Source organism: Elizabethkingia miricola, assembly GCF_001675285.1.
Lineage (GTDB): Bacteria > Bacteroidota > Bacteroidia > Flavobacteriales > Weeksellaceae > Elizabethkingia > Elizabethkingia miricola.
Genome location: NZ_LSGQ01000003.1, coordinates 90775 through 106303, shown reverse-complemented (window position 1 = coordinate 106303; position 15529 = coordinate 90775). Strand labels below are relative to the sequence as shown.

The 15529-nt window shown below is 36.7% G+C and carries 14 protein-coding genes and 1 tRNA gene; 2 read left to right on the top strand and 13 right to left on the bottom strand.

Annotated elements, in window-relative coordinates; genetic code table 11:
• Nucleotides 1-13 precede the first annotated feature (13 nt).
• From yajC to ATE49_RS03280, 3 genes are read right to left on the bottom strand one after another with little or no spacing between them, the layout of a single operon-like run.
• Complete coding sequence (gene yajC, locus ATE49_RS03290; RefSeq protein WP_059156720.1) at nucleotides 14-424, bottom strand: preprotein translocase subunit YajC; 411 nt, start codon at nucleotides 422-424, stop codon at nucleotides 14-16.
• A 28-nt stretch (nucleotides 425-452) separates the two neighbouring features.
• Nucleotides 453-950, bottom strand: a complete 498-nt coding sequence (locus ATE49_RS03285) for a DUF1573 domain-containing protein (RefSeq protein WP_034867926.1) — start codon at nucleotides 948-950, stop codon at nucleotides 453-455.
• A gap of 20 nt (nucleotides 951-970) precedes the next feature.
• Entirely contained in the window at nucleotides 971-1876 is a 906-nt protein-coding gene (locus tag ATE49_RS03280; protein WP_065081079.1) for a transcription antitermination factor NusB, read from the bottom strand.
• Nucleotides 1877-1984: 108 nt separating this feature from the next.
• Here ATE49_RS03280 and ATE49_RS03275 point away from each other — a divergent pair, with 108 nt between their 5' ends.
• Together ATE49_RS03275 and ATE49_RS03270 are read left to right on the top strand one after the other, a co-directional pair.
• Complete coding sequence (locus ATE49_RS03275) at nucleotides 1985-3673, top strand: ABC transporter ATP-binding protein (protein WP_059156718.1); 1689 nt, start codon at nucleotides 1985-1987, stop codon at nucleotides 3671-3673.
• Between the two features lie 108 nt (nucleotides 3674-3781).
• Nucleotides 3782-4123 (top strand): DUF3276 family protein, encoded by a 342-nt coding sequence (locus ATE49_RS03270; protein WP_009085547.1) that lies wholly within the window; start codon nucleotides 3782-3784, stop codon nucleotides 4121-4123.
• 84 nt (nucleotides 4124-4207) lie between these two features.
• Here ATE49_RS03270 and ATE49_RS03265 read toward each other — a convergent pair whose 3' ends face one another.
• From ATE49_RS03265 to ATE49_RS03220, 10 genes are all read right to left on the bottom strand, one after another.
• Nucleotides 4208-5572, bottom strand: a complete 1365-nt coding sequence (locus ATE49_RS03265; protein ID WP_233174359.1) for a RagB/SusD family nutrient uptake outer membrane protein — start codon at nucleotides 5570-5572, stop codon at nucleotides 4208-4210.
• A gap of 10 nt (nucleotides 5573-5582) precedes the next feature.
• Entirely contained in the window at nucleotides 5583-8630 is a 3048-nt protein-coding gene (locus ATE49_RS03260) for a SusC/RagA family TonB-linked outer membrane protein (protein WP_065081078.1), read from the bottom strand.
• 110 nt (nucleotides 8631-8740) lie between these two features.
• The gene (locus tag ATE49_RS03255) at nucleotides 8741-10096 is read right to left on the bottom strand and encodes a HAMP domain-containing sensor histidine kinase (protein ID WP_065081077.1); all 1356 of its coding nucleotides are present in this window, start codon (nucleotides 10094-10096) and stop codon (nucleotides 8741-8743) included.
• 1 nt (nucleotide 10097) lies between these two features.
• Nucleotides 10098-10772 carry a response regulator transcription factor gene (locus ATE49_RS03250; RefSeq protein ID WP_065081076.1) on the bottom strand — a complete coding sequence of 225 codons (675 nt, stop codon included), beginning with the start codon at nucleotides 10770-10772 and terminating at the stop codon, nucleotides 10098-10100.
• A gap of 138 nt (nucleotides 10773-10910) precedes the next feature.
• A tRNA-His gene (locus tag ATE49_RS03245) sits at nucleotides 10911-10984 on the bottom strand.
• A gap of 39 nt (nucleotides 10985-11023) precedes the next feature.
• Nucleotides 11024-11752 (bottom strand): bacillithiol biosynthesis deacetylase BshB1, encoded by a 729-nt coding sequence (bshB1, locus tag ATE49_RS03240; RefSeq protein ID WP_059156714.1) that lies wholly within the window; start codon nucleotides 11750-11752, stop codon nucleotides 11024-11026.
• 73 nt (nucleotides 11753-11825) lie between these two features.
• Complete coding sequence (locus ATE49_RS03235) at nucleotides 11826-13475, bottom strand: tetratricopeptide repeat protein (protein ID WP_059343490.1); 1650 nt, start codon at nucleotides 13473-13475, stop codon at nucleotides 11826-11828.
• A 92-nt stretch (nucleotides 13476-13567) separates the two neighbouring features.
• Nucleotides 13568-14428 carry a PstS family phosphate ABC transporter substrate-binding protein gene (locus tag ATE49_RS03230; RefSeq protein WP_059343489.1) on the bottom strand — a complete coding sequence of 287 codons (861 nt, stop codon included), beginning with the start codon at nucleotides 14426-14428 and terminating at the stop codon, nucleotides 13568-13570.
• Nucleotides 14418-14546 carry a hypothetical protein gene (locus ATE49_RS03225; RefSeq protein WP_255522142.1) on the bottom strand — a complete coding sequence of 43 codons (129 nt, stop codon included), beginning with the start codon at nucleotides 14544-14546 and terminating at the stop codon, nucleotides 14418-14420. The genes ATE49_RS03230 and ATE49_RS03225 overlap by 11 nt, the downstream gene beginning before the upstream one ends.
• 130 nt (nucleotides 14547-14676) lie before the next feature.
• Nucleotides 14677-15513, bottom strand: coding sequence for an energy transducer TonB (locus tag ATE49_RS03220; protein ID WP_065081075.1), 837 nt, complete (start codon nucleotides 15511-15513; stop codon nucleotides 14677-14679).
• Nucleotides 15514-15529: the final 16 nt, after the last annotated feature.

Sequence of the window (15529 nt, the reverse complement as noted above, 5' to 3'; positions counted from 1 at the left end):
TGTAAAGAAAAAATTATTTAGTTTCTGTTTCGTCAGTAACTGTAACATTTTCTTTTTCCTCCTTCGCTACTTCTTTTACTTTATTTTCTTTTGGAGTTTCTTTAGCAGCAGGTGCTTTTTTATCTCCAAAACGAGCTTCAGTAAACTCTCTGGAAATTGCAGCTCTTTCAAACTTTAATTTACCAGACATTGTTTCGATGATTACCCCGTCTTCCATTACATTTACAATCTTACCGTGCATTCCTGAAGTTGTAACAACTCTGGTTCCCGGCTTTATAGATTCCTGGAAATTCTTTTCCTGTTTTTGTTTTTTCATTTGCGGACGCAGCATTAGGAAATAGAATCCAACCAGCATTACAGCCATCATGATGAACATCATAGAACCACCACCTTGCTGTTGCGCCTGTAAAAAAATTGTTAGCATATTATGGGTTTAATAGATTAATAAAAAATTATTTGTTTAAAACATTAGCTGAAAAAGTAAGTACTACCGGAGATTTTTCCGTATTGGTATATACCTCAGCATATTTGTTTTGTAATCCGTCGAAAGAACTTGAATCGAACTTAAGCGTCACTTTTCCTTTTTGTCCCGGAAGAATAGGGTCTTTAGTATACTCCGGAGCAGTACAACCACATCCAGGCTTTACTGTAGAAATTACCAAAGGCTTATCTCCTGTATTAGTCACAGTATAAGTATGCTCTACATGATCCCCTTTTTTAACATCCCCAAAGTTGAAATTATTTTCTGAAATTGCCAGAGTCGTTAACGGAAGCTTCTTAGCTTCTGCAACTATATCCGCCTGTGTTTGTTCAGCAGCAAGGGGTTGTAATCCCGATGTACTTAAAGCAGACTGATCTTCTGAAACAACCAGTTTTTTTTCTTCTTTTTTACATGCTACCACAGCCATGGCAGAAAAAGAAATCATCAGTAGGTAGGTAAGTCTTTTCATGTGAAAGGTATTATTTTATTCTATATTCTTGAATTGTCCTTGGCATACTTATCCAGGATACCATTAATGAATACATTAGATTTGTCAGAAGAGTATACTTTTGCTATCTCTATATATTCGTTTATAATAATTGAAGAAGGAGTCAATTTAAATTCATCCATTTCGCTAAGCGCTGTAATAAGGATTACTTTATCCATTAAAGAAACTCTTTCCAGATCCCAGTTCTGAAGTCTTTCTTCTAGTTTCTTCTCTGTGTTGTCCCAGTTAAGTGCAGTCTGAGCTAATAATGTTTTAGCAAAGCTCTCATCATCATAATTTTTAATAATCTTGATAAGAGTATGAGTCTCCTGCTCTGCTTTCATAAACCCAATTGTTTTCTGAATCAATGAATTCGCAATATGAATGTCATCTGCCCATGCCATTTCTTTTCCTTCTAAGAAATCATGAAGATCTTCATTTTCCGCAACATAACGAAGAAAAAGTTTTCCTATGAATTTCTGATCATCTTCAAAGCTACTATCAGCCGACTCCATATAATCTTTATATCGTTTTCCGGCTTTTATTCTCTGGTAGGTTTTTACAACAAGGTCGTCATTAGTGTCCCACATCAGTTGTTTGTTGTTTGCTGTATACTCTCCTCTTTCATCGTTGTCAATGATTTGAAGCAATATTTTATTTTCAACAAACTTCAGATTGGGATTAGCTTCCTCTTCAGATTTGATGTATTTTCTTTTTCCGATTTCAATTTGCTCTTCAGCTAATTGATGAATTGCGACCAAAAAGTTAAGCTCATAGACATATAAGTCATAGATTTTGCTTATTTCTTTCATCATATTTTTCAGAACTACATCGACACTTTTAGGGTTTTGCTGATATGCATAAAGCGTTTGCACTACTTTTTCGCGGAGCTGTCTTCTTCCTACCATTTCAAAGAACTTAAATTTAAGGCACAAATTTACGCATTTCTCTTTGCATAAAAAACCTTAATTTTGTCATTCGTAACGGAACGTTTTTAAATAAACAAAATTCAGAAGTTGAAAGCACTAAAAACACTTAATCCCTATTTCTACAAACATCGTGTATTACTGGCTTGGGGATTACTTTTCATTATACTCAGCAATTTTTTTGCTATTTATAAAGTACAATTTATCGGGAAATCCGTCAATGTCATTCAAGAAGTACTGACCAATAAACATATATCGAAAGATTCTTTGTTCAAGGCTTTACTTATTAATGCAGCTATTATTGTCGGCAGCTCTGTATTATCAGGGTTCTTTACATTCATGATGAGGCAGACTATTATCGTAGCTTCCCGCAGAATCGAATACGAGCTGAAAAATAAAATTTACACTCATTATCAGAATCTCTCTCTGACTATTTTCAAAAATACGACCATTGGAGATTTAATGAACCGACTGAGTGAAGATGTTGTGGCTATACGTATGTATTTGGGTCCGGGTGTAATGTATGTGGTGAACTTATCAGTACTACTGATTATTACAACCACTTATATGCTGCTTACCGATGTACGCATGACAATATGGACACTAATCCCTCTTCCGATTTTATCTTTTGTTATATATAAGGTAAGTTCTATCATCAACAAAAAGTCCAAAGTAATGCAGAAAAGTCAATCTGCAATTTCAACTTTTGTACAGGATAGTTTCTCAGGAATCCGTGTTGTAAAATTCTTTAACAAGGAAAAGTATATTGAAAAGAATTACAACAATAAAGTTGGAGACTACATGGTAAAAGCGTTGGATCTGGCGAAGACTGAAGCCTATTTTTTCACCATTATTCTTTTTGTGATTGGACTTCTAAATGTAGCCATCCTTTATATTGGAGGTGAACAATACATCAGTGGAAAGACATCTGTCGGGACTATTGCCGATTTCTTCATGTACATCAACATTCTGATCTGGCCTTTCAGTATGGTAGGCTGGGTAACATCTGTTAATCAGCGTGCAGAAGCTTCCATGCAGCGTGTAAATGAGTTTCTGGAGATGAAATCAGAAATCAGAAACAGCAACCACGACCTTTATAACATTACTGGTGACATTGAGTTCCGTAATGTAAGCTATACATATCCTAACACAGGCATTCAGGCTTTAAAGAATGTAAGTTTTAAAGTTAAGGCTGGAGAATCTTTAGCCATTATGGGTAAAACGGGAAGCGGTAAATCTACTATTGCATTACTCTTATGCCGTTTACTAGATCCGGACAGTGGAGAAATCCTGATAGATGGTAAAAATCTAAAAGAGCACAACCTAAGTGTTTATCGCGAGAATATAGGCTTCATTCCTCAGGAAAGTTATCTGTTTTCCGATACTATTGAGAATAACATCGGATTTGCGATAGACAATCCTACAAAAGCTTTAGTTGAGGAATTTGCTAAAGTAGCTGATGTACACAAAAACATTGTTGGCTTTAAAGACCAGTACAATACAATGGTTGGGGAAAGAGGCGTTATGCTGTCCGGAGGACAAAAACAAAGGATAAGCATTGCCAGAGCATTGATTAAAAAACCTAAAATTCTGATTTTTGACGATAGTCTTTCTGCATTAGATACCGAAACAGAGGAAAATATCTTACGAAATATCGAAAAGGAAATTAAACAAACAACGTCCATAATCATCACTCACCGTGAATCCAGCGCCAAAAATGCGCATGCAATTCTTCATCTAAATGATGGTGTAATTACTGATTTCGTACGTGTTCAATAATTTTTCATTACTGATAACAAGGTAATTAACAATATTTAATAAAAATTCTTTGATATTCAGAATATTCTTCTATATTTGTTAACGCACGAATCTTAAAATGTTAGAACAATGAGCGATTACAAGGAACGCCAGGAGAATGAGATTTTCACAAAAGTGTTAAAGGCAGGTAGAAGGACTTATTTCTTCGATGTGAGAGAAACAAAAGCAGGAGATTATTACCTGACAATCACAGAGAGTAAAAAGAATTTCTCAGAAAATGGAGAAGCAAGCTTCGAGAAACACAAAATTTACCTTTACAAAGAAGATTTCAAAAGTTTTTCAGAATTATTCAATGAATCAACAAACTTCATCCTGGATGAAAAAGGAGAAGAAGTTATCTCTGAAAGACATAACAAAGACTACAAAACAACTACTAATTCTTTCACAATAGATACTGACGAAGAATTATAGAAAGAATTTCAAAACAAAGAGACAGCCTGTGGGCTGTCTCTTCTTGTTTAAAAGTATAATTGAAAAATATGAAGACTGAGCTTCTTATTTCAGATTGGGATTGACAATAGTCTCCTTCAACGGTATGGGCAAAATATAAGCTTTGTTGCCACTACTTAGTTCGCTCTGATCTCCTTCTGCAGCCAGATCTTTTTCCAACCTCTGAACCGGGAGCCTCAATCTTTTCAGATCATAATAGCGATGCCCTTCATAAGATAGTTCGAGATATCTTTCGTTTAGTATGGTATTCAGATCAATAGTGTTCAGTTGCCCACCATTGCTAATTCTGTGCTTTCTTAACTCATTAATATCCTGCAAGGCGGCATCATTTCTGTTCAGGAAATAATTGGCTTCAGCACGGATTAAATACATCTCTGATGCACGGAAAACTTTAACATCATTTACCTTATCACTAAAGTCATTTCCGGGATATTTATTAATAAACTCTTCTTCTGTATCCCCATCTTTACTAAAATTACTTAGGCGTATATCGGATTCTGTATAACTATCCATTAATTTATAAGAAGGTTGAAAGAATTTACGTCCAGCTGTATAATCCTGCCATAGCGTATTTGGTCTCAGTTTATTGTCATTACTTCTCTTCAGACGAAAGATGACCTCCGAAGGAGATTTATCTTTCCAAAGATTCTCATACTGGCTTATATCTGATAGCTGAAACTGATTAATAATCTGAGTGGATTTCGCCAGAGCAACAATATAATTTTTCTGATACAATGCAACTCTTGCTTCCAAAGCTGTAACCGCATTTTTATTCATTCGGAAATCTACAGTTTCATCTACATCTTTTGCTTTTTCCAAATCCAACCATAGATATTCATAAAATTTTGACAGACTGATTTTACCAGGTTTCTTATTAACATCGGTATCTGTAATATATGGAATGGTTAAAGCCTTATTACCCTCAGCATCAGGTGCACCAAAATTTCGATGTAGCTCAAAATGCACCATTGCCCGTAATCCATATAACTCTGCAACCAAAGATTTTTGTTTAGCTTTCTCTTGCTCATTCCGAACTGGTACTTTAGCCGCATTTTCCAAAAGAAGATTAATACTATAAATATCTGCATAGTAGTTTTTCCATGCTTTTAGCAAAATATCGTCTTCAGAAGTATACTCCCAGCGGTTCAGCAAATTCCCGAAACCATTTACTCCATTATTCTGGGAATTCAGACGACATTCATCAGCCATTATAGATCCTATAAGGACACTATACTCCGGAGAATACAAGCTGTAACTACCCAGCACTCCTTTTTCGAAATTACTCACAGAGGTATAAACTTTCTCCGTATCCAGAGCATCCTGTGGATCTACATCCAGCATATTATTACAACTTACCATACTTATACCCAGACAGGCAAACAGCATTACTTTTAATATATTTTTACGCATTTCTTATCATTTAAAATAAAACATTAAAGCCTAATGTAATTGTTCTTGGCAAAGGATATTCATACTGATACCAGTTGTTATCATCTTCCGGATCCTGCCCTTTCCATTTTGTCCAAGTCAACAAGTTTTGTCCCTGAGCAAAAATGTTAACCTCTTTAAAGACTTTATTCAGACTGCCTAGATCTTTCAGTTTATAATTGATACTAACATTTCTCAGCTTTATATAATCCGCAGATTGCAATTCCCGATCTGTCATATATCTTGCATACTGAGCTCCCGGATTCTGGCTTACGTCCCCTGGCTTCTGCCACATATTCAGCATATCAGCGGACTGATTATAAATTCTATAGTTAGGATCGGCTGAAGTTCTGTACAACTCGGCAGTGTTGAGTCTGTACATTCCTTTCACAAAAGTAAATAAGGCATTAACCTGAAGATTTTTATAAGTAAATGACGTTGTTATTCCTCCCTTAATTGGTGGATCATAGGATCCTTTTACCATTACAGCATTTTCCGGATTATATTCTTTGGTTACAGCACCACTTTTATCATAATACAATGGCGCTCCGGTAGCAGCATCTACTCCGGCCCATCTTACCATATAAAAATGCCCAAGAGCTGAGCCTACTTTGTGTATGGAATAATTTTCTGTAACAATTTCATCTTCGGATCCCAGGCTCAGGATTCTGTTCTGATTGTAGGCCAGATTAAGCCCCAGATTCCAGCTAAAATTATCGTTTCTGAATATGTCTCCGGACAAACGAAACTCTACTCCTCTGTTTCTGATTTTACCCATATTGTCTGCAATAGACTCGAAACCAGATGTCATAGACAGACTACGGTTGATAAACAAATCGCTTGTTATTCTGTTATAAAGATCAACTTCTCCAATAATTCTGTTTTTAAATAATCCGAATTCTAACCCTACATCCGATATCTTATTCATCTCCCAGTTATAATTGGGGTTACCCGGAGATATTGGGACAAAAGCTGTATAACCATTATAATGCTGAGGCTTGTATAGCTGGCGATAACCAAAATCACTTGCAAAGCCGCCCGCATTTCCTGTTAATCCATGGCTTAATCTTAATCTAAGTGTACTTAAAGCATCCCAATTCTTCAGGAATTCTTCATTCTTCATGTTCCAGGTTGCCCCGAAAGCGTAAAAATATTTATACCTGTTTTCTAAAGGAACTCTGGAGGATCCATCACGTCTGAGACTAGCGGATAAAGTAAATCTGTTTGCATAAGAATATCTAAGCATTCCTAATTGTGATACCAATATATTTTCGGAAGCACCACCACTTATTTTTGGAATAAAATTATTGTCTGGTGTTCCGGGTGTAATTCCCCCCGGCGTATTTTCCAGTCCGGGTATAAGTCCATAACCAGTAAAACCATCATAGTTAGTACTATATTTATTGAACTCAGCAAGGGCAATCGCCTCGACTTCATTGGAGCCCCATCTCTTTTTATAATTAAACCCAAAATTGGCCATGTAGGAAGTTTTCTGTGTATTAATCCTTTCATAGAGCCCCTGCTCACCAGGATCTACCATACTTCCGAAGTATGTATCCGGTTTTATAATTCTCGTAAATCTCGTTTGCTGATGGTTCACCCCCAATGTACTGGTCAATTTCAGATTTTTGGTAATTTCAAATGAAAGGTTAGACGACAAGACTCCCTGAAGTTGCTTCTCTTTCCGGCTTATATCCTGGTACATGGTCAAAGCATTTGCGCCAAACCGGTTTACACCTGGTGTAAGATTCCCATCCTTATCATATGGTTTTTCATATGGCATTGCAAAATACAGAGATGCCACAGGATTGGTTTCGCTTACATCAAAATCGGATTCAGAAAGTTGTGTCTGCCCTCCGGTTAAATTAAGATTAAAAGAGGAAGTAAAACGTCCACTCTTATGATTCACTCCACTATTAATGTTAAATCTTTCAACTCCGGAGTTTGGCAATACACCCTCTTGCTTAAAATAGGAAAGCGATGAATAATGATTGGTCTTTTGGTCACCACCACCCATACTTAGATAATGGGAATTGGTGACTCCGTTTCTTAAAAGCAGCTTTCTCCAGTTTGTATTTGTTGCCCGCAAATCTGCCAACTTCTGATCACCTTCTGTATAATCGGATTCTGTTTTTGCAATTTTCTGCCCGTTGACAATCTTATATGGATTTTTTCTGGAATATGCCCAACCAGGGAAATTAGGGTCTTGCAGAATTTCTTCAAATTCTAATCTTTGGGAACTGTTCATCATATCCCATTTTTGATTATTTACAGAAGATATTCCGAATTGATTCTGATAAAAAAACTGAGAGTGCCCTTTATCATTGTTTTTTCCTTTTTTAGAAGTAATCTGTATTACACCATTTGCTCCTCTCGAACCATATTGCGCAGTAGCAGATGCATCTTTTAGTACTACGATATCCTCATAGTCTAAGGGGTTAAGTACCGCAAAAACTTCCGGACTGATAGGCACTCCGTCCAGTATATATAATGGATTTGTTTTATCATCCTGCACAGAACCTATCCCTCGGATTGTTACCCTCCCCATTGCTCCCGGCTGCCCGGAAGGAGAAGCCACATACAATCCCGGAACCTGCCCCTGCAACGCCTGATCTAACGAAGCAACCGGAGTCTTTGCAATAACTTCTGCCTTTATACTGGACACGGAACCTGTCGTCTTAGCCTTGGACTGCCTTGTATACCCGGTTAATACAACACCTTCCAGTTGTTTTGTTTCGGGTGACAGATATACACTGTCCGGTAGCTTGCCAGCACTTAAAGCAATATCCTGAGCAATATAACCTTCTAATGAAATAACATAGGTCCGCGGGTCTGCTTTAACTTCAATAGCTACCTTCCCGTCTCCGTCCGTTACTATCTCCTTTCCTGTCGCTGTATCTTTAATACTTACATTGGATAAAGGCTGCTGAGTGGTTTTATCCCGCACAATAATATCATGTACAGATTCCTGAGCCTTTAGTGTTGCAGTTATTCCGAGAAAGAAAACCGCGGCCAGAATCATTTTCCTGTTTCCGAACATATTTAATTACTTTTTTACAGAGCAAAAGTAAATATGGGGGATTAGGAAGATTTTAAAACAATATTAAAGACCAATTAGAAAGTCATTAAAAATTTCTAATAACTTGTTCATTATGGCACAACAGGTATTTCAACTATAGAAGTAGTCCCAATTCCTAATACAGACTGAAATGATAGTTTACTTTTATTTTGTTCTATGATTTTGGATGATAATGATAAGCCCAGACCAAAGCCCTTAATACCATAGGCGTTCTGACTTCGGTAAAACGGACGGGTAATTTTTTCTATATCCTGCGGTGCAATTCCTATTCCCTGATCGACAATTGATATTAGAACAGCATCTTTATTAATACGAATTCTCATTTCTACTTCTTTCTGTGAAAATTTATATGCATTAGAGATAAGATTGCTAATGGCAATTTCCATTAAGCCTGAATTAATATTTATAAATGTCGTTTGGAATTTATCCGGATTTTCAATTTCAATATTCAGACGTGTACCGGAAGTATCTTCCATATATTGATCTGTAACTTTCCAGATAAATTCTTCCAGAGCCATTTTATATAAAGGATATGAAGAATGCTCCAACTGTGACAACATAAGCAAATCGCTTACAATACTGTCCATACGGGTAGCATCACGGTGGACTCCTTCCAGAATTTCTTTATACTCCTCGGTCTCCCGGTCTTTTCGCAATGCTATTTCAGCATTTCCCAATAAGGAAGCAATAGGCGTTTTTAATTCGTGAGAAGCATTGGAAACAAATGACTGCTGGCTTTCAAATGAGTTTTGAAGTCTTTGTAAAAGATCATTAATTGTAGAGCTAAGAACTGTAATTTCATTTTTACTTCCTTTTTCTACAGGAATTCTATAATCCAGGCTGCTTGCCTGAATCTTTTCCATTCTGTGGTTAATCCTCTTAATAGGTTTCAGACAAAGATATGAGAACCATTCTCCAAGTACTATACAGATACCCAAGGCTATCACAAGGCTTATAATCATTACATTTCGAAGTTCCTGCAGAGACTTTTCCCCGGAAGCATTTTCTGCTTCAGCCATTACAATATAATCTCCGGAATTATCTACGTAGTAGATACCGATAACATATTTATGATCATTTTTATAAAAAAGAGTTTTCTTCTGAGCTACCTGTTGCAGAATTTTCCCATCCCATGTCGTTGTATTTTCCTTTATGAAAACCGGGTTAAAGCTGGTATCATAAATTCTTATTTTTTCTTTGGGCAGTGTTCTGGGGAGCTTACGAAGTACTTCATCAAACTCCACTTTAGAGAAGTTATCTTGGGCCAGGTAATTATGCCCTACAGTATAAGCTCGGTCTTCTAACTGCTTTCGGAAATTATTCTGCCAGTCCTGTGCTACAATAAAATAAACAGAAGTAAGCACTGCTATCAGCAGTACGGCAAATAAGCCTGTAAAAATTAAAGATAAACGTCTTTGTAGTTTCATACTATTCGTCTTTCAGTATATAACCCATTCCGACTACAGTATGTATCAGTTGCTTTGAAAAGCCTTTATCTACTTTTGTCCTTACATAGTTAATATAGACATCTATAAGATTAGTCCCTCTGTTAAAGCCAATCCCCCAAACTGCTTCTGCAATTTTTGCACGGTTAATAACCCTGTTTTTATTTACCAGAAGATATTCTAACAAGGCATATTCTTTTACCGTCAGCGTAATCTCCTGCCCTGCCCTTTTTACAACTTTCTTATAGCAATCCATTACAAGATCATCTGCAGTATAGGTTAGTACCGGAAGGCTATTCTGATTTCTTCGGCTTAGCGCATTAATCCTCGCCAGTAACTCTTCGAAATGAAATGGTTTGGTAAGATAGTCATCTGCGCCCTTATCAAAGCCTTTTAGCTTGTCTTGTATGGTAGAGAGTGCCGTCAGCATTAAAACCGGAATTTCCGGCTTAAAACGCTTTATTTCCGAGCATATTTCAAAGCCATTCACCTGTGGAAGGATTACATCTAAAATAATCAAATCAAAATCCTGCTCCATAGCTAGCTGAAGCCCCATAGCACCTTCGTATGCCAGGATTACATGGTGCTGACTTTCTTCCAGTCCTTTTTTAATAAAATTGGAAACACCAGCTTCGTCTTCTATCAGCAGAATATTCATAATATGACAATTTTCTCCAAATTTAGCAGAAAAGTGCTGAGAATAAATGGTTATTAGAAAATTCTAATCAGTTTTATAAATGAAAACAGATACTTTCAAACATAAAAAAAGCCGTCATAAATGACAGCTTTTATTTTGGGTGGATGAGGGGTCTCGAACCCCCGACCTTCGGAACCACAATCCGACGCTCTAACCAACTGAGCTACAACCACCGTTTTGGTTTTGTGTGTGCAAAGATACACTATTATTCGTTACTGGCAAATAATTCCGTCAAAATTTTTCAATGCAATTAATTTTGCTGTATTAAAACCTTCTGCAAACTCTACACCGCTCTGTCTACCCAAATTTTGAGCTCTGTATGTAATGCTCTCATAAAAATCCTTTGTAGCAATAGGTGTAACAGGTTCTTTAGAGTTTGGATCATAAAATTGTGATGAATATGCTGCACAACATTCAATTTTTTTATCCAAAAATCCGGTAATATCTACAACAAAATCCGGCTGAAGATCTTTCCATTGAATATAATGGAAAACATGTTTAGGTCTCCACGCTGCCTGCTCTTGGCCGTCTATAGATGTTTCAACTCTTCTCAATCCGGATAGGAAACATGCATCTGATACCAGCTTAGCTCCTTTAGCATGATCCGGGTGTCGATCGTCCAGTGCATTACAAAGCACTATTTCCGGTTGGTATTTGCGAATAGCTTCCACAATACGAAGCTGATACTCTTCTGAGTTTACCAAAAAGCCGTCTTTCAGCTTCAGATTCTCCCGGTATTCGACCCCTAAGATTCTTGCCGCTTCTGTCGCTTCCTGATGCCTGATTTCCGAAGTTCCTCTTGTTCCCAACTCTCCTTGTGTCAGATCTACAATAGCCACTTTTTTTCCTTCAGAAATAAGTTTGGCCAGAGTTCCGCTACAGCTTAGCTCAACATCATCAGGGTGAGCTCCTATAGCCAATATATCTACTTTCTTTACCATGATCTAAAATTAAAAAAAACTTCTGATCCGTGGGACCAGAAGTTTTTGATATTTTCATTTCTTCTAATAGAAATTATTTGCTCAACTTTTCTTTTAGTTTTGCAGCATCTGCGTCTGCAGGGTTAGCTTCAAGAGCTTTAGTTACATACTCTAATGCTTTTGCTTTGTCAGCGTTTGCTGTTAAGCTTGCCATGTTGTAGTATGAGTTAGCCAATAACTCTTTTCCTTTAGCTTGATCTGCTGCTGGTTTAGCTGCCAATACATCAACATATTTCTGGTATGCAGCGATTGCTCCTGCTGCGTCACCACTTTTCTGTAATGCATAACCTAAGCTGTAGTAAGCAGGCTCCCATGTTTGTAACACATTTGCCATCTGAGACCATGCAGAAGCTGCTCCACCCCAGTTTTGAACACCTTGGTATTCATTTGCCAATTTATAAAGTAAATCCGTGTTTTTAGGATCAGCTGCTACTTGCTTTTTCAATGCATCAATTGCAGCATTTGAAGGACCACCTTCACCAGAAGCTACTTTTGGTGCTGTACCACTAGCAGAAGCTAGTTCAGCATCCCAGTCGAAAGTTTCGTCTTTTGCAGCTTTAGCAACAGCAACTTTTTGTTGTGCTTGTTGTAACATTGCTGCATCTTTCTTCTCTTTACCGATAGCCGCTAAGATTAAACCTTCTAAACCTGAATCACTCGGAAGGATTCTGGATTTTTCAGCTTTGCTTAGGAACGTTTCTAAACTTGTTTTTGCTCCTGCGTAATCTTTAGCTTGGTACTGTAAGTAAGCTTTAATTCTGTATTTAATAGGGTCATCAATTTTATCGAAAACAGAATCTAAAGCAGATCCTGCATTAGTGTAGTCTTTCGCAAGGAAAGCTAATTTAGCATAATCTAAGACTGTATTAGGATCTGAATCTGCAAGATCTAAATATTTCTTGTAATCCAATGCAGCCTGATCATATTTTTGGTATACGATGTTGAATCCACCTCTTGCTTTGTATGCTGGTGCATAGTTTGCATCTGCCTGGATCGCTTTATCGATATTATCTTTAGCTCTTTCCCACTGTTTTGCAGAAGTCCATAATGTACCGATTCTTGTATATACTGCAGCTTTGTTTTTAGCAACTTCCAATGCTCTGTCATAAGCATTCATTGCTTCACCCCAGTTTTTGTTCAAACGGTTAGCGTCTCCCAGAGTATAGTAGTAATACTCAGGAACTCCTTTTTTCTCAGCAAGATTAACTGCTTTATTAAGATATTCGATCGATAGTTTAGGATCGTTATGGTTAGGATAAAGCGCTAAAGCTTCACCAATTCTGTATAATACTTCAGGATCTTTTTCTCTGGAGTCTTTAGCAACCTGGTTAAGTTCTGCAATAGCTCCTGCTTTATCTCCTTTTCCTAATTTAACTGATGCCTGACCAATTCTGCTGAAGAATGATTTCTTTGCATCTAAAGCAACACCTTTACTAAAGTATTCTGCTGCTTTTTCAAAATCTGGTTCAGACTGAACTAAATAAGCATTTCCTAAATAGAAATAGTTAGCGTCTGAAGGTTCTTTGTTTACTAGTGCTGTGTAGACTTCTTTAGCTTTACCAAATTTATAGCCGTCAATATCATTAATTCCTTCCGCAACTGTCTGTGCTCCTACCATATTCATGGCAAAAAAAGCAGCTGCACCTAACACTATTTTCTTTGATAATCCAAATCTCTCTTTCATAATTATTCTATTTTTATTAATTATTCTTCTTAAATATAAACACAATTACTATTCCATATATTGCGGAACTAATGTTAAAAAAATACTAATATTTACTTTATTTCTACCATTCTCTTGTACAGTAGATAAGGCTGCAGTCCATTCTTATCAACAATAAGCTGACCAACCTGACTGCAGGAGTATCTTATAAACCCATTCCCAACTCCGAAATTACCTTCATTGGTAAGGAAATATAATATACGTGTAAATGGATATTTCTGATACCTCAGATTCTCTCTGCTAGGAGCAAATTCTCCTTTTGCATCTGTAATATTAAGTATTTTAATTTTTGATCTTAATTCTTTAGCCTTTTCATCATAAGGGCGGCTAATTGTATTAAGACTAATTACCCCAATATGACCAGGGAATTTAGTCAGATTTTCAATAATTTCTTCATTGGACTTTAACGAAGAATACTGCATTTTAGCAGGATCAATTTTAAGTTTTTCAGCAATATAATCTGTATTACTCGTATTTGCCCCGTCAAAGATTAAAGTTCTTTTTTCGTCAGTCAACATCTTTGCAACATCATCTACCGAAATTTTTTCTATTGAAGATTCCTTTGGAACAACAAAGACTAAAGCATCAGCAGCAAAATATGCCGGAACAGCTTTTAATTTGATGTTGCTAAGAAAACTTTGTTTTTCTGTCTCCGTTAGTTCACGGGACATTACAATAGTAGAAACTTTATTATCAATTAAAGCTTTTAGAGCTTCCTTTTCTTTCATTTGTTTCAGCTCGATCTTTGCATCCGGATATACTTTCATATAGCGGTAAGAAAGCGCATCTGCAACATTATAGAAAGAAGGATCTGTAGCCATAACTACACTGCCTGTAGCATAATCATTTTTTTTATCATTATTACATGATCCTAATATGATTAATAATACTAATAAAAAAAGGCTATTCTTCATTTCTCTTTCTGAATTTATTTACGACTCTTATCAGTCTGAAAATACCATATATGATAAGTAGCCCACCCAGCGGATATGCAGCAGCTTCTCCTAATTCTACAATGAAAAATTTATACATAATCACAAAAATACCCAATGTGATATAACAAATTCCCGCAACAATTGATAACAAATTAAACGTCATGGAAACAAAAATACAAAAAAAAGAGAAGCTGCAATAGCTTCTCTTTTTTTATTTAGGTATAAACTTATTCGAAGTTCATTGTAACCGGGAATCTGAATCTGGATCTTACAGGATCACCGTTAAGCTTACCTGGGCTCCATTTCCCTTTGATTGATCTAATTGTTCTTTCAGCCTCTCTGTTAAAGTCAGAATTAGGTCCTGAAGCTTTAACGTCAGAAAGAGAACCATCTCTTTCTACAACGAAAGTAACTGTAGTTTTCAATGTACCTTCACCTTCTACAGAAGAGTTATCGAAATTACTTGTAAATAAATTTCTAAATTTCTCAATACCCCCTGCAAATGCTGCTTCCTGGTCAACTCGGTCAACGATTTCGTTACCTACTGGCTTAGGAGCTTCAACATTCTTACCTGCACCTGTACTAGCTGGTGGCGGTGGTGGAGTGTATTTAGCAATTTTCTCACCTTCCTGGTTTGTTGTACCAATTGTAGTTTCTTTTACCTCTTCAATTTTCTTAGGTGGTTCTTCCACTTTAGGATTTGGTTTCGGCTCCGGAATCATATCCCTTACAATCTCTTGCTTAGGAGGCTCAACTGGTGGCGGTGGTGGCGGTGGCGGAAGTTCTTTTTCTTCTACCGGTGGTGGGATATCTTTAATATCTGTTAAGTCCACTGACACTTTAGTCTCTTCTTTCTGTTGCCCTTCTTTTATCTTTAGATAAACTAAAGGTGCAAGTACAGCAAAAAGAAATAATGCTGAACCTACTAGTAAAGATCTTGTCAGTATAGGTCTGTAACTTTTTCTCAGATCATACGCCCCGTACTCTTTATTTCTATGCTCAAATACGATTTCATCCAGCTCTGCTGGTTTACCGTAAGTTGCATTAATATTATCTACTGACATAATTAAATTATTTTTG

Excerpts from the sequence above, each read along its gene's own strand:
- bshB1 (WP_059156714.1), bottom strand. The coding sequence starts at position 11,752 with ATGGTAAAGAAAGTAGATATATTGGCTATAGGAGCTCACCCTGATGAT.
- ATE49_RS03280 (WP_065081079.1), bottom strand. The coding sequence starts at position 1,876 with ATGGTAGGAAGAAGACAGCTCCGCGAAAAAGTAGTGCAAACGCTTTAT.
- ATE49_RS03250 (WP_065081076.1), bottom strand. The coding sequence starts at position 10,772 with ATGAATATTCTGCTGATAGAAGACGAAGCTGGTGTTTCCAATTTTATT.
- yajC (WP_059156720.1), bottom strand. The coding sequence starts at position 424 with ATGCTAACAATTTTTTTACAGGCGCAACAGCAAGGTGGTGGTTCTATG.
- ATE49_RS03270 (WP_009085547.1), top strand. The coding sequence starts at position 3,782 with ATGAGCGATTACAAGGAACGCCAGGAGAATGAGATTTTCACAAAAGTG.
- ATE49_RS03285 (WP_034867926.1), bottom strand. The coding sequence starts at position 950 with ATGAAAAGACTTACCTACCTACTGATGATTTCTTTTTCTGCCATGGCT.
- ATE49_RS03260 (WP_065081078.1), bottom strand. The coding sequence starts at position 8,630 with ATGTTCGGAAACAGGAAAATGATTCTGGCCGCGGTTTTCTTTCTCGGA.
- ATE49_RS03235 (WP_059343490.1), bottom strand. The coding sequence starts at position 13,475 with ATGAAAGAGAGATTTGGATTATCAAAGAAAATAGTGTTAGGTGCAGCT.
- ATE49_RS03255 (WP_065081077.1), bottom strand. The coding sequence starts at position 10,096 with ATGAAACTACAAAGACGTTTATCTTTAATTTTTACAGGCTTATTTGCC.
- ATE49_RS03225 (WP_255522142.1), bottom strand. The coding sequence starts at position 14,546 with ATGTATAAATTTTTCATTGTAGAATTAGGAGAAGCTGCTGCATATCCG.
- ATE49_RS03230 (WP_059343489.1), bottom strand. The coding sequence starts at position 14,428 with ATGAAGAATAGCCTTTTTTTATTAGTATTATTAATCATATTAGGATCA.
- ATE49_RS03265 (WP_233174359.1), bottom strand. The coding sequence starts at position 5,572 with ATGCGTAAAAATATATTAAAAGTAATGCTGTTTGCCTGTCTGGGTATA.
- ATE49_RS03220 (WP_065081075.1), bottom strand. The coding sequence starts at position 15,513 with ATGTCAGTAGATAATATTAATGCAACTTACGGTAAACCAGCAGAGCTG.